General features: G+C 38.3%; 16 protein-coding genes. All 16 read right to left on the reverse strand.

Translation table 11 applies throughout. The annotated features are described in order from the left end of the window. Positions 1-71 precede the first annotated feature (71 nt). A complete protein-coding gene (locus K5G00_RS17380; protein ID WP_238767455.1) occupies positions 72-3,212 on the reverse strand; it encodes a WD40/YVTN/BNR-like repeat-containing protein in 3,141 nt (1,046 codons plus the stop codon). Positions 3,213-3,263: 51 nt separating this feature from the next. Next, positions 3,264-4,010 (reverse strand): NYN domain-containing protein, encoded by a 747-nt coding sequence (locus K5G00_RS17385; RefSeq protein WP_238767456.1) that lies wholly within the window; start codon positions 4,008-4,010, stop codon positions 3,264-3,266. A gap of 90 nt (positions 4,011-4,100) precedes the next feature. After that, on the reverse strand, positions 4,101-4,859 hold the full coding sequence (locus tag K5G00_RS17390; protein ID WP_238767457.1) for a tetratricopeptide repeat protein: 759 nt from the start codon (positions 4,857-4,859) through the stop codon (positions 4,101-4,103). 5 nt (positions 4,860-4,864) lie between these two features. After that, the gene (locus K5G00_RS17395) at positions 4,865-6,691 is read right to left on the reverse strand and encodes a BatD family protein (RefSeq protein ID WP_238767458.1); all 1,827 of its coding nucleotides are present in this window, start codon (positions 6,689-6,691) and stop codon (positions 4,865-4,867) included. Between the two features lie 72 nt (positions 6,692-6,763). Further along, the gene (locus K5G00_RS17400) at positions 6,764-7,573 is read right to left on the reverse strand and encodes a tetratricopeptide repeat protein (protein WP_238767459.1); all 810 of its coding nucleotides are present in this window, start codon (positions 7,571-7,573) and stop codon (positions 6,764-6,766) included. 7 nt (positions 7,574-7,580) lie between these two features. Further along, positions 7,581-8,618 carry a vWA domain-containing protein gene (locus K5G00_RS17405; RefSeq protein ID WP_238767460.1) on the reverse strand — a complete coding sequence of 346 codons (1,038 nt, stop codon included), beginning with the start codon at positions 8,616-8,618 and terminating at the stop codon, positions 7,581-7,583. 11 nt (positions 8,619-8,629) lie between these two features. Then, the gene (locus K5G00_RS17410; protein WP_238767461.1) at positions 8,630-9,625 is read right to left on the reverse strand and encodes a vWA domain-containing protein; all 996 of its coding nucleotides are present in this window, start codon (positions 9,623-9,625) and stop codon (positions 8,630-8,632) included. 6 nt (positions 9,626-9,631) lie between these two features. Then, on the reverse strand, positions 9,632-10,633 hold the full coding sequence (locus tag K5G00_RS17415; protein ID WP_238767462.1) for a BatD family protein: 1,002 nt from the start codon (positions 10,631-10,633) through the stop codon (positions 9,632-9,634). Between the two features lie 4 nt (positions 10,634-10,637). After that, positions 10,638-11,519, reverse strand: coding sequence for a DUF58 domain-containing protein (locus tag K5G00_RS17420; RefSeq protein ID WP_238767463.1), 882 nt, complete (start codon positions 11,517-11,519; stop codon positions 10,638-10,640). A 133-nt stretch (positions 11,520-11,652) separates the two neighbouring features. Next, positions 11,653-12,648 (reverse strand): AAA family ATPase, encoded by a 996-nt coding sequence (locus K5G00_RS17425; protein ID WP_238767464.1) that lies wholly within the window; start codon positions 12,646-12,648, stop codon positions 11,653-11,655. A gap of 409 nt (positions 12,649-13,057) precedes the next feature. Continuing rightward, complete coding sequence (locus tag K5G00_RS17430; protein WP_238767465.1) at positions 13,058-13,495, reverse strand: Hsp20/alpha crystallin family protein; 438 nt, start codon at positions 13,493-13,495, stop codon at positions 13,058-13,060. A gap of 259 nt (positions 13,496-13,754) precedes the next feature. Further along, positions 13,755-14,120 (reverse strand): hypothetical protein, encoded by a 366-nt coding sequence (locus K5G00_RS17435; RefSeq protein WP_238767466.1) that lies wholly within the window; start codon positions 14,118-14,120, stop codon positions 13,755-13,757. A gap of 54 nt (positions 14,121-14,174) precedes the next feature. Continuing rightward, positions 14,175-15,812: a peptidylprolyl isomerase gene (locus K5G00_RS17440; RefSeq protein WP_238767467.1), complete on the reverse strand. Its 1,638-nt coding sequence runs from the start codon at positions 15,810-15,812 to the stop codon at positions 14,175-14,177. A gap of 427 nt (positions 15,813-16,239) precedes the next feature. Further along, positions 16,240-17,427 (reverse strand): MFS transporter, encoded by a 1,188-nt coding sequence (locus tag K5G00_RS17445; protein ID WP_238767468.1) that lies wholly within the window; start codon positions 17,425-17,427, stop codon positions 16,240-16,242. A gap of 158 nt (positions 17,428-17,585) precedes the next feature. Next, positions 17,586-19,448, reverse strand: coding sequence for a RagB/SusD family nutrient uptake outer membrane protein (locus K5G00_RS17450; protein ID WP_238767469.1), 1,863 nt, complete (start codon positions 19,446-19,448; stop codon positions 17,586-17,588). A 30-nt stretch (positions 19,449-19,478) separates the two neighbouring features. Beyond that, positions 19,479-22,928: a TonB-dependent receptor gene (locus K5G00_RS17455; RefSeq protein ID WP_238767470.1), complete on the reverse strand. Its 3,450-nt coding sequence runs from the start codon at positions 22,926-22,928 to the stop codon at positions 19,479-19,481. Positions 22,929-22,932: the final 4 nt, after the last annotated feature.

The following is a 22,932-nucleotide window of genomic DNA, read 5'->3' on the forward strand; positions in this document are numbered from 1 at the left end:
AATTATGCTTTGATTTTCAGAATAGTTAAGCCAATATTTTTTCTTTGGTAAAGTGCTTTCCGTTCCAGATGTTACTCTTTAATTTGCACTGCCGGAATTTTAGCATCCCAAACCTGATCATTCAATTTAGGAATTTCTTCATCCTTAATTTTTTTGAATGCAGCCAGTTCCTTATCAATTTTGGCTGTTAATTCGGTTTTTACAGCAATCGATTGGTCGGTTGGTCGTGCATCGCTTGAGGCGACAATACCCGCAACAGCCGCGAGTTTGTTATTTAGTCGAATTGGAAAATTCAACGGGTCCTGCGGACTTTTGTTTTGGGTTTGGTAAAGTGCTTTTTCGATACTGTCCATCTTTGCCGATATTGTTTTTATCTGTTCCAGAATTGCTGCATTTTCTTCTTTATCAACCTTTTCCTTTATGTGGGTTAATTGTTTCTGTGCTTCACGAATATCCAGAATACACTGGTGTGTTTCTGTTAGTTTATCACGCACATCAAGCAGAAAATCAAACTGAGCCTGGTAATCTTCCTGTGTGGCACTATAGTTTGGAACAGGTAAAATGCCAAACGATTTTTCTTCAGAAATTCCGTCAACAGTAAGTTTTGCATAATATACTCCGGGAATAGCCACCGGCCCCCGCAGACTTCCGCCCCACATAATGAGCCCCGGAAATCCTTTGGCATTTGGATAGCGCAGATTCCAAACAAAACGGTTCAATCCTTTCTCAACTTCTATTTTTCCAAGTGCCAGATTATCTTTTAATTCTTTTTCCGAAACATTGTTTTTAAAAGTATATATCAGGTTTTTGTTTTTGTCCAGAATTTCCATTTGCACTGAAGTAGAATCGTTTCTGTCTTTTAGCCAGAAATCGATAACAGCACCCGAAGGTGGATTTTCTCCACTGTTATTTCCTCCTCTTCCCGTTAATATTTTGTAGGATTGACGTTGGTTGAAAAGTACAAGAGCTTGCTCAGTTACCTCTTTTGTAAGTTGTTGCAAAGTGGTAATGTCATCCAAAATCCACAAACTTCTTCCTTGTGTTGCAACAATTAAATCGTTGTCTTTTATTGTCAGGTCGGTAATGGGAACAACAGGCAAATTCAATTGAAAAGGTTGCCATAATTCTCCGTCGTTAAACGAAATGTACATTCCGCTTTCTGTGCCTGCAAAAAGTAATCCGGGTCTTGTTTTATCTGCGCGAATAACACGGGTGAAATGGTCTTTCCGGATACCGTCTGTTATTTTCTTCCAGGTTTTTCCATAGTCCAGCGTCTTGTAAAGGTATGGAGTAAAATCATCGTTTTTGTATGAAGTGGCGGCAACATACAAACCTCCTTTTTCATAGGGATGAGGTTCAATACTATTTATCATCGTCCATTCGGGCATCATGGAGGCAGGTGGTGTTACATTTTCCCAGCTTTCGCCACTATTTTGAGTAACATGAATCAACCCATCATCGCTTCCGGTCCAAATAACTCCAGGTTCCAGTACAGATTCGCAGGCTGCGAAAATAGTTCCGTAATATTCAACACTGGTGTTGTCTTTGGTAATAGACCCCCCCGACGACTCCATTTTTGTTGTATCATTCCGCGTTAAATCAGGGCTGATTTGTTGCCAGCTTTGCCCTTCATTGGTTGTTTTGAAAAGAACGTTGGCTGCACAATAGAGCGCATTTTGGTCGTGAACGGAAAAGAAAATCGGGTAATTCCATTGGAAACGATATTTAATATCTTTTGCAGCCCAACCCATCGGATTGTCAGGCCAAACATCAATCATTCTCGTTTCTCCGGTTTTATGATTGTGACGAACCAAATATCCACCGTATGACCCTCCGTAAACAATATCAGAATTTTTGGGATCGGGTGCAATAAAACCACTTTCTCCACCAGCAGTAGATTCCCAGTTGTCTTCTGAAATTCCACCTGATAAGCTACGGTGTTGGATTCGAACAGTTGAATTATCTTGTTGCGCAGCGTAAATCCGGTATGGGAAATGATTATCGGTGATGACCCTGTAAAATTGTGCGGTAGGCTGGTTGTCCATTGTCGACCAGTTATGAGCTCCGTCGAGACTGATTTGGCCACCTCCATCGTCGCCAATTATCATTTGGCTGTTGTTTTCCGGGTTAATCCACAAATCGTGATGATCGCTGTGAGGTGTTCTTATTGATTCAAATGTTTTTCCTCCATCTTTCGATTTCCAGAAACCCACATTCAAAACATAAACTATGTCTTCATTTTGTGTGTCGGCATTGATCCGGGTGTAGTACCATGCACGCTGACGCAGATTTCGGTCTTCGTTTGTTTTTGTCCATGTTTTTCCTGCATCGTCGGAACGAAATACTCCGCCATTTTCCGCTTCAATAATAGCCCAAATCCGGTTTCGTTTTGCAGGCGATGCAGTAACGCCGATTATACCGAGTGTTCCTTGCGGGAGTCCCTTGCTGTCGCTGATATTTTGCCAGGAATCTCCGCCATCTGTACTTTTCCAAAGTGCCGAACCTTCCCCGCCGCTTTCCAGGGTGTAAGGTTTTCGTCTTACTTTCCAGGTTGATGCATAAATTACAAGCGGATTAAATGGGTCGAGAACCAGGTCTACCGCGCCGGCATCTTCACTTACAAAAAGTATTTTTTCCCAGTTTTTTCCTCCATCTTTTGAGCGATAGATTCCACGTTCTTCGTTTGGCCCGAATACGTGCCCTAAAACAGCAGCATAAACAAGGTCCGGATTTTCCGGATGAACGCGGATCCGAGGAATATACTGTCCTTCTTTTAACCCCGTGTATTTCCAGGTTTCTCCGGCATCCATTGATTTCCAGATGCCATAACCGTGCGATACATTTCCTCTCACGGTTACTTCACCTCCGCCTGCATAAATAATATTGTCGTTTGACGGAGCGACCGTAACTGCCCCAATTGTTCCTCCAAAATATCCGTCACTTACATTTTTCCAGTTTTGGCCTGCATCTTCAGTTTTCCAGACGCCACCACCAGTGGCCCCGAAATAGTATACGTCAGGATTATTGGTTACGCCGCAAACAGCAGCAGAACGGCCACCACGAAATGGGCCAATATTCCTGTATTTTAAATTACTGTAGGCCGAAGTGTCAGGAAGTGCTTCAACTTTCTTTTCATTTTTTTTACCAAAGCTGAGGTCGGAAATTCCCAGGAGCAGAACTGAAATTACCAATAAAGATTTTAGGCGATGCATAAGATATTTTGAATGTTTGTAGGGCTAATGTAATAAAATAGCTTGTAATTTCTACTTTTTCCTGTTTCGGACGTAAATCAGTTTAAATTTTCCTTTATAACTGTCACGTTGTTCAATTTCGAACTTTCCAATCGAATTGATGAGGGGGGTGAGTTTTTCAAAACCGTAATTTCGCGAGTCGAAGTTGGGTTGTTTTTTCTGAAGTAAACTGCCTACATCACCCAAAAAAGCCCAGCCATCGTCTTCAGCCAGGTCTGAGATTGTTGAAGAAATGAGTTTTACAACTTTCGGAGTTATTTTGTCATAATCGTTCTTTCTACTTGTTTTATTAGAAGTGGAATTGGTTTCGTTTTCTTTTGCCCTGTTTTTTAGAATCTCGATGTAAATAAACTTATCGCAGGCAACAATAAAGGGTTCCGGTGTTTTCTTTTCTCCAATTCCAATTACTTTCATACCTGCTTCGCGCAGCCGTGTTGCCAGCCGCGTGAAGTCACTGTCGCTTGAGACAAGACAGAACCCATCAACCTTACCACTGTACAAAATATCCATTGCATCGATAATCATGGCTGAATCAGTTGAGTTCTTTCCTGTTGTGTAGGCATATTGCTGCACCGGATTGATGGCATTTTCAAGCAAAACGTTTTTCCATTTTGCTACAGTAGGAATGGTCCAGTCGCCATAAATTCTTTTGATGGTCGGGTTTCCGTACTTGGCAATTTCTTCCATCATTTCTTTTACATATGCTGAAGGTATATTGTCACCATCAATAAGGACAGCCAGTTTAAAATCACTTTCCATAATTTGATTTATTTTTGCTTTGTGCAATAGGATTAAAGTTACCTGTATAAATGCAGGTAAACAAGTTTGGGTAAATTAAATTTTAAGAAATTAAATTTTAACGATGCAGGAATCCGGCAACCATCCTTCATTTCCGTCGGAAAGCCTGATTTCTTTCCAGGTGCTGAGACTGTCCGTTATTTCCACCTTCAAACCTTCGTAAATCAGGAACAAATCAGTACCGTTTTGTGCGGGTGAGCTTTTTACAGTTACCCGCGGGCAAAAAACAACTGCATGATTCCGGGTTTTTATTTTATTTTTTTGAATCGATGCAAAAGAAAATGTAAAACCTGAAAATATTACAGCCAGAATACCAATCCAAAACGATAATCTGCGAACCGAGATGGAACGCCCAAAAAGATAAAGTCCAAGTAAAACAAGAAATAACACAAATGCCGAAACACTAATCAATGACCACGTATCGGCGGGATACAAATTGACAACCGACTGTTTCCATCGAACAAAAAAAGGTTTGGGTAACTCATCAATGCTGGTAACCACAAACTGGTTGGCAATTTGCAGGTTGAAATCAATATCTTCATCGTTTGGAGCCAGTAATTTTGCTCTTTCATAATTCAAAATAGCATTATTTACATCACCAGCCTTGTAATAGGCATTTCCTAAATTAAAATACAATTTGGCCGACTCTTCACCTGAGTCTAAAATTTGTTCATACAACGAAATGGCCTGTTGGTATTCTTCTGTGGTGTAAAACGCGTTTGCTTTTTCCCACAATTGTGCATTATTATCTTCCTGTGCAAACAGTGATGCAGGAAATATGAATAGTATCAGAAAAATGTATTTTTTCATCTTTTCTAGCGTTTAATTTGTTTTTCCAAACGACTCATTGTCGATTCCGCTTTGTTATACAATTCGCTTCTTGCTTCGGCACCACCGGCAGGTGCATAGCGGGCAAATTCGCATTGGTCTACTACTTCAACAAAATCGTTAATAATTTGCTGTTCAACATTTTTGTTTGTTAAACTTGCTACAGCTGAGTCACGATTTAAGTCGGCTACAGGAATTCCAAGTTTATCGCTTAAATATCCCCAGAATGCTTTTAATATCGAATCGTGGAAAGCCTCGTTGTTATTTTGTTTCATATAACCTGCAGCTGCTTTTAACCGTTTTGTAGCTACACGGTTTGCTTTTTTGTTCCGCATAAGCGCTATATTCGCATTCTCCCGGGCTTTTTTCCTGTATACCAAGAACAGAATTAAAAACAAAATACCGCTGCCGGCATACATCGAGTAAAAGCCAATTGTTCCAAAAAATGTAAATCCTTTACTATTTAGCGATGCATCACCTTGTTTGATAAAGCGGATATCCTGACCAATGAGCTGAACATCCTCTTTTCTAAGCGAACTTACTACAGTTGCCGATTGCTCGTCAGAACCTTTTACAACATGAAGATCATATTCATCGGTTGATTTGGTAACATAGGAACCGGAGGCAGGATTAAAATATGCAAATTTTATCGACGGGATAGTGTAATCACCTTCAAAACGCGGTTGAAATAAATATTCAATGGTTTTTGTACCCGTAACACCATTATTGGTAGCATTTACATTATCTGTTGATTGAGGGTCATAAACCTCAAAATCCGTTGGAAGTTGTAATTCAGGACTTTGGATGAGTCGTATGTTACCTGTCCCGCTAACTTTTAAGGTTAAAGTTACAGCGTCGTTGGTGGTTACATCTTGGCCGCTTATACTCGAAGAAACATTAAAACTTCCAACACCACCCATGAAATTGGCGGGAGCAGGCGGCAGGTCTTTAACGTTTACTGAAACAGGAGAACTGGTAACTGTAGCTCGCACGGTTCGAAGCCCGCTAAAAAAATCGTCGAAAAAGCTGCGTTGTTTTACTCTTTGCTGAACCAGTAGTGACATGTTGAAAGGTTCAACCGTCAATCTTCCGTTCTGCTGCGGGAACAATATCGTTTTCTTTAATATTCCTACCTGGTAAATTTTATTGTCGTATACTTCGCGGGTAAAATTGATTTGCTGCGGAATTTCAATGTCTTGTGTATAAAAACCTTCGTAGGTAGGTAAATTTACTTCCTCAAAACCTGAAATGGGAATATTAGGATTAACGTATAATTTTACAGTTGCAATTATTTGTTCTCCCCGGTAAACACTGGTTTTGCTCATTTCAACTTTTACAAACAAATTGTCTTTTCCCAAATCAACCGACTCTGACTGCTGATTTGAACTTCCGCTGTTTCCGCTTTGCGGTTGCGCCGGCTGGCTTTGTGCTTTTACGACTTGAATTTCCAGATTGTTTGACTCAAATACTTTACCTCCTACTTCGATAGAGGCCGGGCGAATTTCAAATTTCCCCTCTTTTTTTGCCCTGAGAATGTATGTGTAAGAAAAAGTTACCTCTGAAGTCGTTCTTCCGTTTATCGTTCTGATACTGGTCGACTGTCCGGTACTTGGTCCCATTAAAACCTCAAAATTATCGGTAAGGCCCGCCGGAAGTTTAAGGTTGGTTCCCCTTTCATTAAGCGTGAAGGAAAGCCGGAATTGTTTTCCCATTTCCACAGCATTGGGTGCCGACATAATAAAACGGGTGTCTTCTGCACGTGCAGCAAAAATCACAAAAAAGAAAAGAAGATATGTTGCTAATTTTTTACTCATTTTTTTATTGAATTCTGCAAAAGTATTCTAATTATTCTAAGTTTTTTAATTCGATATCTTTTATCCTTCCAATCACCATTCTTTTTCAACTCTTGTCCGTTTTGCTTTGGCAGCTTTTGCTTTTTTTACTTTTTCCTGAATGTCTTTTTCGTCGTTTTGCAGAGCCTGCAGTAACTGTTCCGCATTCTCTTTTGAAATTTTATTTTGTTGCTGCTGTTGTTGCTGCTGTTGCTGGTCTTTATTCTGATTTTGTTGGTTCTGTTGGTTCTGTTGATTTTGCTGATCTTGTTGATCCTGTTTATTCTGATCGTTTTTATTTTGATCCTGATTCTGATCCTGATTTTGATCTTTGTTTTGCTGATCCTGATTCTGCTGATCTTTGTTTTGATCTTTATTCTGATCCTGATTCTGCTGGTTTTGCTGCTGTTGCTTTAACATTTGGGCATAAGCGAGATTGTATTTTGTATCCAAATCGTTTGGATTATTTCTCAGGGCTTCTTTATATGCCTCAATACTTTCATCTAACTTTTGTTGCATCAACTGGCTGTTTCCTACATTGTGCAACGCCCGTGCTTTTTCTTCGGGTGTCTCCATTTTGTCAGCCAGTTCATTAAACTTTGACGACGCTTCATCAAAACGCATTTGTTTGTATAAAGCATCCGCAAGATTGAAATTCCATTTTGTATCTGCCGGTTTTTTATTCAATGCTTTTCGATACTCTGTTTCTGCATTGCTGAATTTTGTGGTATCAAGCCGCGAGGTATCTTTCACAGCTTCCATAAATAATTTATTTCCATTCCTCACAAACTTCCTTTCATTCTGCGCCGAAACCAGAATACTAATAGAAGTCAACATCATTGCTGTTAAAATTATTTGTTTCATCTTTTCCTCACTTTATTGAAAACAATCGTATGTTTTTCAAATATTTATTTTTTCTTTCCAGAATAATAAATTCAAACAATATCAAAAATAGCGCAACGGCAAAGAAATACTGGAATTGGTCGTTGTATTCCGAATAAACCCTGGATTCCATTTCTTCTTTTTCCATTTTATTTATTTCGTCGAACAGAGCATTTAATCCTACCTGCGCGTTGTTGGCCCTCACGTATATTCCGTTGCCGGAAGCAGAGATTTGTTCCAGCATCTGCTCGTTCAATTTTGTTACAACAACTTTGCCATCCCTGTCTTTCATATAATCTTTCTGGCCGTTTTGTATTACCGGAATTGGCGAACCTTGCGGAAGTCCCATCCCAATAGTATGTACAATTATTCCCTTGTCAACGGCATCTTTTGCTGCGGAAACAGCGTCATCTTCGTGGTTTTCACCATCGGTAATAATTACAATTGCTTTGTTTGCTTCCGAGCTGGGAGTAAACGAGTTTGCAGCCAGGTTAATAGCGGCACCAATTGCAGTTCCCTGTTTGGGTACAATTTCTGTGCTGACAGAGTTCAAAAACAGCTTGGCTGAATTATAGTCACTGGTAATGGGGAGTTGTGTGTAAGCATCACCGGCAAAAACTATTAAACCAATTTTGTCATCGTTTAAACGGTCTATTAACCTGGAAATGGCTCTTTTTGCCCGTTCCAGACGATTGGGTTGAATATCTTCTGCCATCATGCTGTTTGAAACATCCAAAGCGATAATGAGTTCAATTCCCTCACGTTTAACTTTTTTGAGCTTTGAACCAAACTGGGGGCGCGCCATTCCAGTAATAATAAATGCCAAAGCCAGCATCAGTACAAAAAATTTAAAAACGGGTCTTCCTTTTGAAGAAAAAGGCATCAATTGTTTTAATATTTGTTGTTCGCCAAAACGTTTCAGGGCTTTTTTCCGGGCAATTCTCGACCAGATAAAAATAACGGCCAATAAAGGAATGATTAACAATCCCCACAAATACTCCATATTTCCAAATCTGAACATTTCCATGCTTTCCATTTTTATGGGATACTTCTAAATACAGTTGTTCGCAAAATAAGACTTAAAATCAAAGAAAGTAGTCCCGCCGCAGCAAACGGCAGAAACTCCTCTGACTTCCGGCTGAATTCGCGTACTTCAATTTTTGATTTCTCAAGTGCGTCGATTTCTTTGTAAATCTCTTCCAGTTTATTATTGCTGGTTGCCCTAAAATATTTACCGTCGGTAATGGTCGAAATTTCCTGTAACGTTTCTTCGTCAATTTTTACTTCCATATCGCGAAGTTGTATTCCGTAGGGTGTTTGAACAGGGTAGGGGGCTGTTCCGATGGAGCCGACTCCCACCGTGTAAACTCGGATTCCATAGGTTTTTGCAATTTCCGCTGCTGTTACCGGAGCAATTTCGCCACTGTTGTTTTCTCCATCGGTAAGAAGAATCACAACCCGGCTAATGGCTTCGCTGTCTTTTAACCGGGCCACAGAAGTTGCCAGTCCGTTTCCAATTGCAGTTCCATCTTCTATCATTCCACTTTGAAGATCTTTAAACAGATTTAACAAGACTGCCCGATCAGTGGTTAACGGACACTGAGTAAATGCTTCTCCTGCAAAAACGACCAGACCCATGCGATCATACTCTCTTCCGGATATAAACTCCATTGCCACATTTTTGGCTGCCTCCAAACGGTCGGGAGTAAAGTCGCGGGCGAGCATACTACTTGATATATCGAGCGCAATAACAATATCGATACCTTCAGTTGTTACATTTTCCCAGTTGCTTGACGATTGCGGACGTGCCAAAACTACCGTTAAAAAAGCTATGGCAATAATCTGTAACAGAAAAACAAGATGCCGCAGGTAATGTCTTATGGTTCTAGGCGCCTTAAAAACGGAGGCTGTCGACGAAATCTGAATACTCGCCGTATTTCTTTTCTGTCTGAAAATGTACCAGGCGGCCATTGGCAATATTACCAATGCCAAATAAAAAAATTCCGGGTTTTTAAATGTTAGTCCTTCAAACATCCTCTCTTATTTTATATCAACTTCTTCAACATTTTCATCGTCTTCCTTATCCTCTTTTACTTCTTTTTTAGGTTCCTCCTTTTTTGTGTCGTTTATAAAAAAGTAGGAGTTTACCAATGTTAGATTATCATCATCGGGAAGCGGCTTGTATTTTGCAAATTTTACCAAATCGGCCAGTGATAATATTTGGCTAAGATTATTAAACGATTTTTCTCCCAACAAACCTTTTCGGTTTCTGAAGCTGGTAAGTATTTCATCGGTGGTTTGTTCCATTGCAGAAATTTCAAACCGGTCTTCAATGTATTCGCGCAATGTATCAGTTACTTCGCTGTAATACTGTTTGGTTTTATCTTTTTGCCAGAGCTTTTCATTTTTTATCCGGTCAAGTTCCCGAAGAGCGACTATGTGCGCTGGCTCTTGGGGTTTTTGAGGCCGTGTAAAAATGGGTTTGTTTTTCTTTTTTCTTTTGATGGAATATAAAACCAGAAAAATAATTGCCCCAATTAAAATTACTCCTAAAATATAGGGAATAACTTCCTTTAAAGATAAAGGCGCGCTGTATGGCATTTTTATGTCAGTCGGCCCTTTAGTGGTGTCTACAGTCATGCTATATACATTCAGTGTTACACCATTGCTTGGAACAGAGTCAACCAGGCCATCCATTTCAAAAGTAAACCAGTAGGGGGGGATACGGTAACTTCCACTATCAAAACTTGTTATGGTATAAGATTGAATCTGCTTCATCAATTCCTCGCTGTCCATTTCAAAAGTGTCCACTTTTGATCGCTCCAGTACTTCAATCAAACTTTGAATCGTATCGGGTAGCTGCGGAAATTCGACTTTTACATTTTTGGGATGATCGATTTCGAGAAAAAGTTTTACCTGGTCACCGATCAGAATGTTAGCAGAATCGAGGCTGGCGGTTGCCTTTATTTGTTGTGCGTTTGTAAGCCCCGAAATAAAAATAAGGAGCGTAAAAAAGAATAATATGTTTATTCTCAACTTCATTTAGTTATTGTTTTAAAGCCCTCTTTTTAAAAAGGGTCATTAAAGATTTTACATAATCTTCGTTGGTGTCTATCCGGGCATAATCGATACCGCATTTTTTAAATAGCGCATCAAGTCGTGCAACATGTTTATTCCACCAATCGGAGTAGGTTTTTCTGATTCTTTTGGAGCTGCTGTCGACCCAAACATATTGCCCGGTTTCTGCATCCTTTAATTTAATCATTCCGATAGACGGCAATTCTTTTTCCCTTTCATCGTAAACTTTTAATGCCACAACATCATGTTTGTTGTTAGCAATTGAAAGCGCCATGTCCAAGTCCGGATTTTCATCCATAAAATCAGAAATAACAAATGCAGTACAACGTTTTTTTATGGCGTTGGTTAAATAACGGATTGCACCTGTTATATCAGTTCCTTTCTCCTGTGGTTGAAAATCAATTAACTCTCGTATGATACGCAAAATGTGACTTTTCCCTTTTTTAGGAGGAATAAATTTTTCGATTGTATTTGAAAAGAAAATTACTCCTATTTTATCATTGTTCTGAATTGCAGAGAAAGAAAGTATCGCAGATATTTCGGTGATGATGTTTTTTTTCAGCTTTTCAGCTGAACCAAATTCACGCGAACCGCTTACGTCGATAAGCAGCATTACGGTTAACTCTCTTTCTTCTTCAAAGATTTTTACATACGGATGGTTGTAACGAGCCGTAACATTCCAGTCGATGTTACGGATATCGTCGCCAAACTGGTATTCACGTACTTCCGAAAATGCCATTCCCCGCCCTTTAAAAGCACTGTGGTATTCACCTGCAAAAATATTTCGCGATAAACCCCGTGTTTTAATTTCAATCTGCCTTACCTTTTTTAATAATTCAGTTGCTTCCATAAGAGGCCCCCTTTCTCTTCGGAATTTCCCTTAAAAGGGAAAAGTTAAAAACAAATATTTTATTCAAGTAATTCATTTTTGAATTGTTTTTTCTCTTGTGCTCCCTGATGCAGGGAGTCAGAGGGGGCTTTTTTTATGGTACCTCTATTACATTCAAAATATCCGTAATAATTTCTTCTGATGTGATGTTGTTTGCCTCTGCTTCGTAACTAAGCCCTATTCTGTGACGCAATACATCAGGACACACGGCACGCACATCTTCAGGAATTACATAGCCACGGCGCTTGATGAAAGCAAATGCTTTTGCCGCTTGCGCCAGGCTGATTCCGGCCCTTGGCGAAGCGCCGTAAGAAATCATATCTGCATATTTTTCCAGTTTGTACTCAACGGGCTCACGAGTTGCAAAAACGATGTCAACAATATATTTCTGAATCTTTTCATCCATATAAACATCTTTCACTACCCCACGGGCTTTGATAATATCTTCGGGTTTTAATATTGTTGAGGTCTCAGGAAATTGTTTTAAAAGGTTTTGATTGATAATTTGTTTTTCCTCTTCTTTTTTTGGGTAGTTGATAACTACTTTCAGCATGAAGCGGTCAACCTGCGCCTCGGGAAGGGGATAAGTACCTTCTTGTTCTATAGGGTTTTGCGTTGCCATAACCAAAAATGGTTCATCCAGTTTAAATGTATTTTCACCGATGGTTACCTGACGTTCCTGCATTGCTTCCAGTAAAGCAGACTGAACTTTTGCGGGTGCACGGTTTATCTCGTCAGCTAAAATAAAGTTGGCGAAAATCGGTCCTTTTTTTATGGTGAATTCTTCCTTTTTCTGGCTGTAAATCATCGTACCAAGCAAGTCGGCCGGAAGTAAATCGGGTGTAAACTGAATACGCGAATATTTTGCGCTGATGGTTTGAGCCAGTGATTTTATCGCGAGTGTTTTTGCAAGGCCCGGAACACCTTCCAAAAGAATGTGCCCGTTGGATAACAATCCGATTAAAAGACTTTCTACCAAATGTTTCTGACCAATAATAACTTTGTTCATTTCCATCGTCACCATGTCGACAAATGAACTCTCGTTTTGAATTCTTTCGTTTAATTCCTTAATATCAACTGCCTGATCCATATTATTTGTAGTGTTATGTTTTTACTATTTTATTCGTTTTCTCAAACTTGAGTTCTGAATTACGGAATGAAAAAAAGAAAAATAATCAGCAGATTAATTGCCTCTCTTTTCTTTTAAAATTTTGTGTTCCAAAATTCGAAGCACGAATTTAAATGTTTGCAAAGATAAAAAGCCTTATATTTTGTTAAAATATATTAAGTAAATCTTTCCTGAAAATTCACCAAAAATTCTACTCATTTCAATGGAAATTTAATCATTAAAACCGTCAAATATACTTTTCTGTTCTTTTCAAACACAGCCTTTAACATTTTTTTATCAAAGGATTGAAGCGCAACTTGTTTTAAAATATTTAAGCTGTGCTTGGACATAAAAAATCACCCGGTGATAAACCGGGTGATTCGATGACTCCTTATGATATTTTAATTTCTTTGAGTGGTTTTGGCTTCACTTCTTCACGTTTTGGAAGAGTGATGGTTAAAATACCTTCGGCATATTTTGCCGAAATCTTATCGCTGTCAACCGCGTTATCAGCAACAGTGAAAGAGCGCTGGAATGACTGGTACGAAAATTCCCTGCGAGAATAATTTTCCTTTTTTTCTTTTTTCTCATCTTTTTTTTCCGAAGAGATTGTTAACACATTGTTATGAAAACTAATGTTAAAATCTTTTTTTGTCATTCCCGGTGCCGCTACTTCGATACTAAATTCATCTTCGGTTTCTTTAACATTTACAGCCGGCAACGATGTATTGGTGCTTGAGTAATTTGTAAGATTCCAATCCATCAAATCGTTGTTAAAAAAACGGTCAAAGATAGATGGAAAATAATCTTCTGATCTTTTTGCTAACATGACTTATTCCTCCTGTTCTTTTAATGGTTAAACAATTTAATGAACGTTATTTTTTTGTTTCACGTTTTTTTAAACAAAAAAAATACCAGAGCAAAAAAACTGTCATTTTTTTTATTTCAAGTGTCTGGTTGTCAGGTTGTGCTGTGTATGGTGTAAGTAAAATATAATCTATCAGGATTTTTTACACTGACAGATTTTCAGAGAAAAAAACAGTTATGTTAGCAGGAGTAAAATAGAAGAGAGCTTCGTGTGAATATAATTACCAGGTTGCGGTTACTTTGGCATAACCATTCTCATTATTCCCCAAATGACAAGCAGTAAGAAATAAATTATCTGGTTCAAGAGAACCGCCTGGCCATGCAACGTCATGGAAAACTCCAAGTTTTGTAGTTGAACCATCTTCATCATAAATTGAATCATACTGATTTGGTACACCTACATATGCAGCCCCATGGTCGACAAATAGAGTATAGTGTACATTTCCTCCAGCATGATAACTTACAGTAATTTGATAAGGATCGCCTGCGGCTTCATCGCATTCAACCCATCCGCTATATGCTGAACTTTGCTTAGAAACCATTAAAAAAATGGTAAAAACTGAAATAATAAAAATTATTTTTTTCATAAGTAGTTGTTTTAATTTGTTGTTTAAAATAAAAATAAGAATAGCTCTCTTCCATTATTGTTTGATAGTATTAATTGCTATAGGATATTTATTTTTTAGTATTCTTAGTCTGTTTGTTTTTAATTTTTCCATTTTGGCTGTCACTAATTGCTTTTTTATTTTTTTTCTTGCGATTTCAAAAGGCAAAATTTCTTTACCAAACTCGTTTGTTTTGACAAGCACAATAGCTTTATTATTGAATTCTATTGGTCCAATTCGTTTGTTTAAATCTGCTGTAAATAGTTTTTCTATAATTTCTGGTGAATATTTTTTGTCTGATATGTCGATAGCAACTTCCTTTTGATACGAATCCAAATTCATCAATATTGTATCAGATTGGTTTTTAATCCCTCCCTGGGTAGCGATTTTATCGAGTTGAAATACGTGTGATATAGCAGAATTTGTGTTTTTAAAAGTTAAAATGCAGACCGAGCATTTTCGGCATGTTGTGAAACTATTTTTGTTGTTATTGTAGTATTCAGATAATTCTTTGTGATGAATTTCTTCTGAGAGAAAATTGTCTTCTATATATTTTTCCAGAACAAGACTATTTTTATAATTTTTTTTGTCCAAAAGGAACTCTTTTGAATTTGTGATGCCCAAATTGACACACTCGAAATAAAGGTATTGTTCCAGTACTATCTGTTTAAGCGTTTCTTCCAGGGTAGCATTATTTGTAATAATTGGAGTAAGAGGGTTGTTGTAATAATAATCGAAAAAATCAGAAGCTAAAAGAGCTTTTGTTTCATTGTTTTGGTTGTATGTCAAAATTGTATCAGTAGAAAAAGATGTATTTTCTTCAGCGCGCGATGACTCTTTAATTTTCCTAAATATTTTGTCCTTAACTTTTTTGTTGATGTTGATATCAGCTTTGCCGTAAATAAAATCTCTTTTGTTGTTAACAATTTGTCTTTCTTTTAAATGTGTATACCTAAGTTTTATCGCTTCTTCCTCTCTTTTAAAATCCTTTTGTTTTCTTTCTGATTTCTTTTTCAAATAAACAACCAGAATTTTATTATCATCAAGTGAAATTTTGGCTGCATCTTCATTGTCTAAAGAATATATAAAGTCTTTAACAGGTTCGAGTTCGTTAAAAGGATAAAGCAGTTGAATGTGTTTATGTTTGATTGTACTTGTTTTGCACATTTCTACTACTTTGAGAAAGTCAGCTTTTGTCTTGATGGCGATATCATTTTCGAAGATTGAGTAAAAGGAATCAGAATCAGGGAAAATAAAATACTCAAGTTCAAATGTTTTGTTTTGTTTTTTATGAATGTTTTTAATTTCCTTTTTTGTAAAGATAAGTTTAGGTTCCTCGATTTTATTCCATAAATATCCTTTATATTGCCCCAGCATTGTTCGTGCGGCATAGTTTACTTTTTTGTTGATTGCAGAAATTGTATCATACTTTTCATTATAGGCATCAGTCAGGAGATAGGCATTATTAATATATTGTTCACTCCAGACATTAGTGTTTCCAAACGTTTTACTTTCGATTGCACGTTTTTTATTTTTTTCAAATTCGTATTTTGTTATTTTAAATGAGTCTATTTGAAGTACGATTTCATCATTAATGACATCATTTTGAACGTTGAGTTTACATGAAAATCCTATTAAAACAATACACAATGAGGTGTAAAATAATTGGAACAACAAAATATTTGTTTGGACTAAATTTCGGTAATACATGTGAGTTTAGAATACTAAATAAAAATGGGCGATTAAAAATTCTTAAATGAAATATAAAAGAGTCTGAATAATTTTTATGTTACAGTTCGGTGATCATAATGGTTTAGGTTTATTTACGGTTTTACTTCTATAAAGATAAGAAAACGAATGTAATTTACAATAGATAATCTATGTTATTTTTATATCCGGTATTCTGTTGTTTATCAATTATTTTGTGTAATAAATTTTTAGTTTGTAATGAGAAATTTATTACAAAAATATTTGCAATATTTTCGCTTACTCAAATCATTAGATTGTGTATCCACAACAATTTTTTATTTTATGCGCAGGTATCAATCAATCCTTTTTAATACATGTATAAAAGGGATTAAAGGAGCTGGCAGCATTCATTTTACTTTTTGCTGATGTTGTTTTTGAATAATAATACAAAAAGAAGTAATGTACTTACCGAAAGTAAAGTGGTAACTCCCCAAATGCCATTCCAGTTTGTTGCGCCTTCAACTCTGAAAAAATCAATAATATGCGCACAAATAAAATTACCCGCCAGCAATCCGACTCCAAAGGTAACAAGGAATATAAATCCCTGAGCCTGAGATTTTAACTCCGCCGGTGCTTTTTTGTCGATGTAAATTTGTCCGCCAACATAGAAAAAACCAAAAATTAGTCCGTGAATCAGTATTCCAATATAATACATCCAGCTTTGGCTGATTACACCCCCGGCATAAAATGCCAGGTAACGAATGGTGAGGGCAACCAATCCCAAAATCATCACTTTTCGTAGTCCCAGTTTTTTGATTGCCGGTGAGACCAATAAAAGAAATCCCATTTCAGCCAGAATTCCCCAATTCATGGTTACTGAAATATATTTTGTATTGATGTGTAACAGAAATTCAGAGAAGAAGGAATAATACATGGCGAAAGGGATCATGGAAATGAATGAGAAAATAATAAAAATAGCAAAGTTTCGATCCCTCATCATTTTTAATGTTCCCAACCCAAAGATCTCGATAAATGATATTTTTTCTTTTTTTGCCTGAGGAGGTGTGTTAGGTAAAGTGAAATTAGTAGCGGCAGCCAGTAAACTAACTCCGGCACCACAATAAAACGGAATATTTGTTCCGTCAAAATCGATGTTAAAGAATTTGATAAAAATAATACTAAATATACCTGACGCTACCCATCCGATAGAACCAAATACGCGAACTTTTGGAAATTCTTCTGACGACAAATGAGCCATTGATATTGAGCTGGTTAGTCCCCATGTAGGCATGTAACCAAACATGGCAATCAGAAGATAAACAAACAGCAGGTCGGAATTATTAGTAGTTCCGGCAAGGAATAGCATTATTGCATTGATGATGTTAAGGCCGGCCAAGACCTTTTGCCCGGCAAAAAATCGGTCGGCAATCATGCCGATTACAGGAGAAAGAATACAGCCGAGCGCCATTGAACTTAAGATGAGTGCTTTTTCGGTGCTTCCTACCCCAAGGTTGGTTAAATAGGCGGCTAGCGGAACCCACCAGACAGCATACATCATATACTGTAAAAACATCATCGACGAAAGTTTTATTCGTGTCATATATCAGGTATTTAAAATGTTGGATTTAGGTATTTATAGTTTTTTAAAGTTCGTCGTTCAGGTTATTTTAGCAGGTTTTTTATTCAAGAAGGTTTAAAAAAGACCGATTCTTTTAAGAATCGGTCTTTTTTAAACTAACCAAACTTAACTATCATTATCTATTCATATCCAGGATTTTGTTGTAGTTGTGGCGCCTTGTTCGTTTCAGTACGTGAAAGTGGTAACCAATAATTGGTGTCTATCCATGCTCTGTCATCAACACTTTCGTCAGTGCTGTAAACCCATTTTGAACTACCATCGTCATAATGGTATATGTACATTGGATAAACATTTTTGATCACTTCATCTGCAATCATCCATTTACGCATCATATACCAACGATCACCCTCTCCGTAGAATTCAATTTGGCGTTCATGTCTGTACCATTCACGTGCCTGCTCCTGATTAGTTGAAACATCACGGTCTGGTAATCCGGCACGATTACGAATCATATTTACCACGTTCATACCTTCTTCAACTTCGCCTAATTCGATACAGGCTTCGGCATAATCCATAAGGACTTCTGCATATCTCATTTCAATCCAGGCATTTTCATTATTATAATATTGCCCTTCGGTTGCCGGATCCTGATATTTTTTGAGATAGTATCCTGTTTTTGTACCATTCCATGATTCAATGTAGCTTTGACGGGTATCAATTCCTGAAGTAGTATCACTACCTGAAATATAATAACTTACCTGTACAAGACCATTGGTTTCCGAACGTGCCTGCCATTCTGCACCATCGTATAAAACCGTGGCATAAAACCGTGGTTCCCTTCCAACATAAGGATTGATTTCAGGATCAGCTTCCAGTTCCGCTGCTGTTGCTTCGCGTACAAATTCATCTCCCGGATTGTATTTGTCCCAAACAAACGGGGTTCCGTCAGCCATTTCAAATTTTCTTACAAGAGGCTCAACCGGGCCATTGTTCCCCCAGTTGTGGTATCCATTAGGTCCCCACCATCTATTCTGAGTGGTTCTGTTACCCTGAGCTTGTAAGTACTGAATGCCCCAGATAGATTCATTATTCCACGTTCCCCTTTGCGTAAAAATACTTTCAAAATTTTCAGCATAGGCCATGATGTCTTCCTTTGTCATATTTGCCGGAGGATCATCTGTCGTCCCTGTTAAGGAATAAAAGCCATAAGTTCCGTCTATAATTGCTTTAGCCGCTGTCTTAGCCGCCTCAAGTCTTTGTGTACGTGTGCCAGACTGGAAAGAGACAAGTGGATTGGAAGGCTCATAACCACCATTCATTAATTCACCGGTGCTCCAGCTCAATATTCTTGATTTTAATGCAGCTGCAGCCCCTTTTGTCGCACGTCCCTGTTCCATTCCACTTTCAGGTAACGCGGCAATAGCTTTGTCACAATCATCAAGGATTTGTGCAAGAGTTTCATCAATGGAAGATCTTTGGATCGAAAGAAAATCCTGCTCCAGTTCAAAGGCGTCTGTAGTTAAAACTACGCCACCGTATGAACGCATCAGATTAGCAAAATCAAAGGCACGGATAAAATAAGCTTCTCCTTTCATTATCGCAAGTTGGTCTGCTTCATCATTGGTCTCAGTTGGGACCTCGTCAACATTAGCAAGGAAAAGGTTAACGTTCTTAATGTTGTTGTACAGGCGCCAGGTCACCCAGCTAAAACGCCAGCCCCCAAAATGTCCCAATTCATCCGGGGTCATAATTCCTTTTATCGACGGATAACTTCCGGGTCTGTGAATACACAAACACTCATCGGTTGCCCCGGCAAGGATGTCTTCTCTTAATCCCAGTGTGGCATTGTTGCTGCCATCATTGTCATCTCCTCCAATGTAGTCATAACATTTTCCAAGAAAAGCTTTTGTTAGATTTATATCTTGAAATACAGATTCCTCATTAAAAGCATCTACCGCTTTTTGGTCGAGAATATCGTCGCATGATGTTGTTGCTAAAATAAGCGTCAACATCAATATTGAATATCCTAATATCTTTTTCATATTCTTCATTTTTCAAAATTGATTAAATCATTAAAATGTAACTTTTACTCCCAGTGCTAGTGTTTTTAGAGCAGGGTATGCCATAGGAGCACCAATTTCCGGGTCAAAATTCTTTTGGGCAGCATAAATCAGGAACAGGTTGTTTCCTGAAAAATATACCTGAGCTCTTGAAATTCCAACATTTCCAAATACACTATTGGGAATTGTATAAGTAAGAATTGCATTTTTCAAACGGCAATAGGCCATGTTATCATAATGATATGTACTGTTGTTTACATCAAAAGCCCAGTAGAGGTCATCACGGTTGTATGCTCTTGCAACATCAGTGTGTGTATTTTCCGGAGTCCATCTGTTATCAAAACTCCACTGGAAATAGTTACCGGCTTCACCACGTCGTCCATCCTGAATATTCATGCGGTAATAAGTTCCCTGGCCTTGTGCCAATAACGACAAATTCCAGTTTTTATAAGTAATATCGAGGTTGATTCCGTAAAAGATTTCCGGAGCGTCGGTTTTGTCAAGTAATACTTTATCATCGGAGGTAATTTTTCCGTCTCCACTCACATCTTCAAAAATAACATCACCTGGTTTTGCATTCGCCCAGTGAGGATACTCTAAGGCGGCTTCATCTGCAAAAATACCAATGGCGTTATAAAGAAGGGTTGCTCCATAGGGGTGCCCGGTACGTTGTTGCCATGGAACTGCTCTTTCCGGCTCATCCATAAATACCACTTCATTATGGTTATAAGAGATATTACCTCCAAGATCAAATCTTAAGTCATTGGTAAGATTCTTGTGGTATCCGGCTTCAATTTCAAAACCACGGTTGTCCACTTCTGCTATATTTTCGTCTGGCAGAGCCAATCCTGTAAATTCAGGTACCGAAGCATCTCTGGTTGCAAGAATATCAGAACGTTTACTGTAGAAAAAATTAGTATTTAAATAAAATATGTTGTTTAAAATCTGGGAATCAAAACCAATATTGTATGTGGTTTGTTTTTCCCAGGTAATATTTGGGTTTGCCACAACTGCTTGTCTTACTGTTGTTTCTACTGCTTTTCCGGTTCCCATAGTTAATCCCGGTGACAATTCATATTTATTTATGTACTGGAAGGGATCTCCCGGATCCATACCCATTTTTCCGAAGGAACCTCTTAGTTTAAAGTAGTTGATAAAACTAAGGTTTTGTTTCCAGAAATTTTCTTCAGAAGCTCTCCATCCCAACAGGAATCCAGGGAAATTACCCCAGCGGCTGTCCGGAGGGAATTTTAAGGAGCCGTCACGACGGAACACTACTTCAGCCAGGTATTTCCCCTTATAGCTGTAATTGAAACGTCCTATCCACGATTTGCGGGCATATATGTACATTGTTCCCCATGCATCTTTATCTGCATTGCCACCTGCATCCAATGTTTGAACAACATCAGAAATATAATATTTACGGAATCCGTGGAAATTGTTCCATGATTCGTCAACTTGCTCATAAGCCCCAAACAGGGTAACAGAATGGTCACCGAATTCGCGGGTATAGTTGAAATTAAAATTAGTCAGTTTTCGAATATCCCTTCGGTAATATTCTTCTAACTCCGGACTTGAATATCCACGTGCTCGAGGAACAAGTTCCATATCGGTAACATAACCTTCTGAGTCACGGGTCGCGTTAGCCCAATTTTCGTCGAAGGCAAAGTATAATGTCCACGGTTTACGGAACATTTTATTGTAGAAATTGGTAACATCATACGTGTAAGAAGCTCCTAAAGTTAATCCCTTAATCATTGGAGGAGTTATTGTTCCAGAAAACGTTAACTGGTTAACATACCATTTTTGGTCGTTATATCCCCCTTCGAAAGTAGAAGTTACCACAGGGTTGTCACCATATTCAATGTCTGGTCCTGGTTTTCCATTGGGCCAGAATGACCATTGGGTTGGTAGTAAACGTGTGGTTTGACCGTAGATCGCATCAGCTCCTTTAGTTGGATACTTTTTATTGTTTAAGTATCCTGCATAGTCAACTGACGTTTTTAACCAATCTGTAATTGGAACTTCCAGTTTGGCGCGTAAATTGTATTGTTTGTAATTGGTTGATTCCTGTTTATAGATAGCCTCTTCGTTTTTAAACCCAAATGATACGTAATAATACATTCCATTGTTTCCTCCATCAAGAGTAACATTATGTTTACTGGTTGTGTTCCATTTTGAAACCAAGTCGCCAACCCAGTCGCTGTTAGGATGTTCCCAGGGATCCCTTCCACTATAAAATAAAGCGATGTCTTCGTCGGTAAAAGTTCTGGGTTTTGCCTGATAATCCTGATATTCAGTTAACATCGTAGCGTAATCGCCAGCATTGGTTACTTTAGGAAGGATAGTAGGTGTCATAAATCCTTGATAAAACTGGTAGTTTAATCTTGGTTTACCAGCTTCTCCTCTTTTGGTTGTAACCAAAATAACACCATTTGCAGCCTGAGCTCCATAAATGGCCGCAGAAGCATCCTTCAATATGGATATACTTTCTATATCCACTGGGTCAATATCGGATAACGATCTTCCAGGAATACCGTCTACAACGACTAATGGAGCAGATAATGCTTCATCCCTGGCGTCATCGTCTGGGTCACCTAAAGTTGATCTACCACGAACTAGTATTCTTGCGTCATTTTGTCCAGGCTCTCCACTTCCCTGGATGAAAGTGGTACCAGGCATACGTCCTGACATGGCATTAGAAACATCGGCAGATGGAATAGAGGCGATTTTTTCGCCGCTTACAGAAGTAACAGAACCGATGACATTGGCTTTCTTTTGTGTGGCATAACCTACAGCAATTACTTCGTCCAATCCGATTGTTTCGGCTACCAAAGTAATGTTAATGGTTGTTTGGTTGCCAATAGTCATTTCCTGCGTTTTCATTCCTACAAATGAGAAAGAAAGTACATTGGCGTCAGCAGGTACAGTTAAATTGTAGTTTCCGTTGATGTCCGTCACTACACCAACGGTTGTCCCCTTAACCACAACTGTAACTCCCGGAAGCGGAGCTCCGTTTTCATCCACAACCCTACCTGAGATGGATTTTTGTTGTGCATTGGCAGGAGTTACTGAGTTTGATTCTGTGTTTGTTTTTCCTTCAGCCGGAAAAACAATAACCTGGCGATCAATTACTTTGTATTCCAGGTTGTGTTCCGGAAGTATTTCATCCAGAATTTCTTCAACGCGGGCGTCGCTGGAAGTAACTGATACCTTTTGATTGTCATTTACAACATCGTTGTTGTAAATAAACTTAAACTCACTTTGATCTGTGATAGTTTGAAAAACTTCTTTCAGGCTCACTTTCTTCAAGTTTAAGTCGAACTTTACTGATTCAGAATAAGCACTTGCCTGAACGTTAGATGCAATCACCATGAGCATTATTAGTAATGCAGCTCCATGGCGAAGTGTTTTTAGCCATCCGAAGAACACGGAAGGCGTTTTTTTAACGCTATGTTCCATAAAA

Source organism: Maribellus maritimus (assembly GCF_022267315.1).
Lineage (GTDB): Bacteria > Bacteroidota > Bacteroidia > Bacteroidales > Prolixibacteraceae > Draconibacterium > Draconibacterium maritimum.

Bases quoted from the DNA above. Each gene is read 5' to 3' on its own strand.
- K5G00_RS17380 (WP_238767455.1), bottom strand. From the start codon at position 3,212: ATGCATCGCCTAAAATCTTTATTGGTAATTTCAGTTCTGCTCCTGGGA.
- K5G00_RS17385 (WP_238767456.1), bottom strand. From the start codon at position 4,010: ATGGAAAGTGATTTTAAACTGGCTGTCCTTATTGATGGTGACAATATA.
- K5G00_RS17390 (WP_238767457.1), bottom strand. From the start codon at position 4,859: ATGAAAAAATACATTTTTCTGATACTATTCATATTTCCTGCATCACTG.
- K5G00_RS17395 (WP_238767458.1), bottom strand. From the start codon at position 6,691: ATGAGTAAAAAATTAGCAACATATCTTCTTTTCTTTTTTGTGATTTTT.
- K5G00_RS17400 (WP_238767459.1), bottom strand. From the start codon at position 7,573: ATGAAACAAATAATTTTAACAGCAATGATGTTGACTTCTATTAGTATT.
- K5G00_RS17405 (WP_238767460.1), bottom strand. From the start codon at position 8,618: ATGGAAATGTTCAGATTTGGAAATATGGAGTATTTGTGGGGATTGTTA.
- K5G00_RS17410 (WP_238767461.1), bottom strand. From the start codon at position 9,625: ATGTTTGAAGGACTAACATTTAAAAACCCGGAATTTTTTTATTTGGCA.
- K5G00_RS17415 (WP_238767462.1), bottom strand. From the start codon at position 10,633: ATGAAGTTGAGAATAAACATATTATTCTTTTTTACGCTCCTTATTTTT.
- K5G00_RS17420 (WP_238767463.1), bottom strand. From the start codon at position 11,519: ATGGAAGCAACTGAATTATTAAAAAAGGTAAGGCAGATTGAAATTAAA.
- K5G00_RS17425 (WP_238767464.1), bottom strand. From the start codon at position 12,648: ATGGATCAGGCAGTTGATATTAAGGAATTAAACGAAAGAATTCAAAAC.
- K5G00_RS17430 (WP_238767465.1), bottom strand. From the start codon at position 13,495: ATGTTAGCAAAAAGATCAGAAGATTATTTTCCATCTATCTTTGACCGT.
- K5G00_RS17435 (WP_238767466.1), bottom strand. From the start codon at position 14,120: ATGAAAAAAATAATTTTTATTATTTCAGTTTTTACCATTTTTTTAATG.
- K5G00_RS17445 (WP_238767468.1), bottom strand. From the start codon at position 17,427: ATGACACGAATAAAACTTTCGTCGATGATGTTTTTACAGTATATGATG.
- K5G00_RS17450 (WP_238767469.1), bottom strand. From the start codon at position 19,448: ATGAAAAAGATATTAGGATATTCAATATTGATGTTGACGCTTATTTTA.
- K5G00_RS17455 (WP_238767470.1), bottom strand. From the start codon at position 22,928: ATGGAACATAGCGTTAAAAAAACGCCTTCCGTGTTCTTCGGATGGCTA.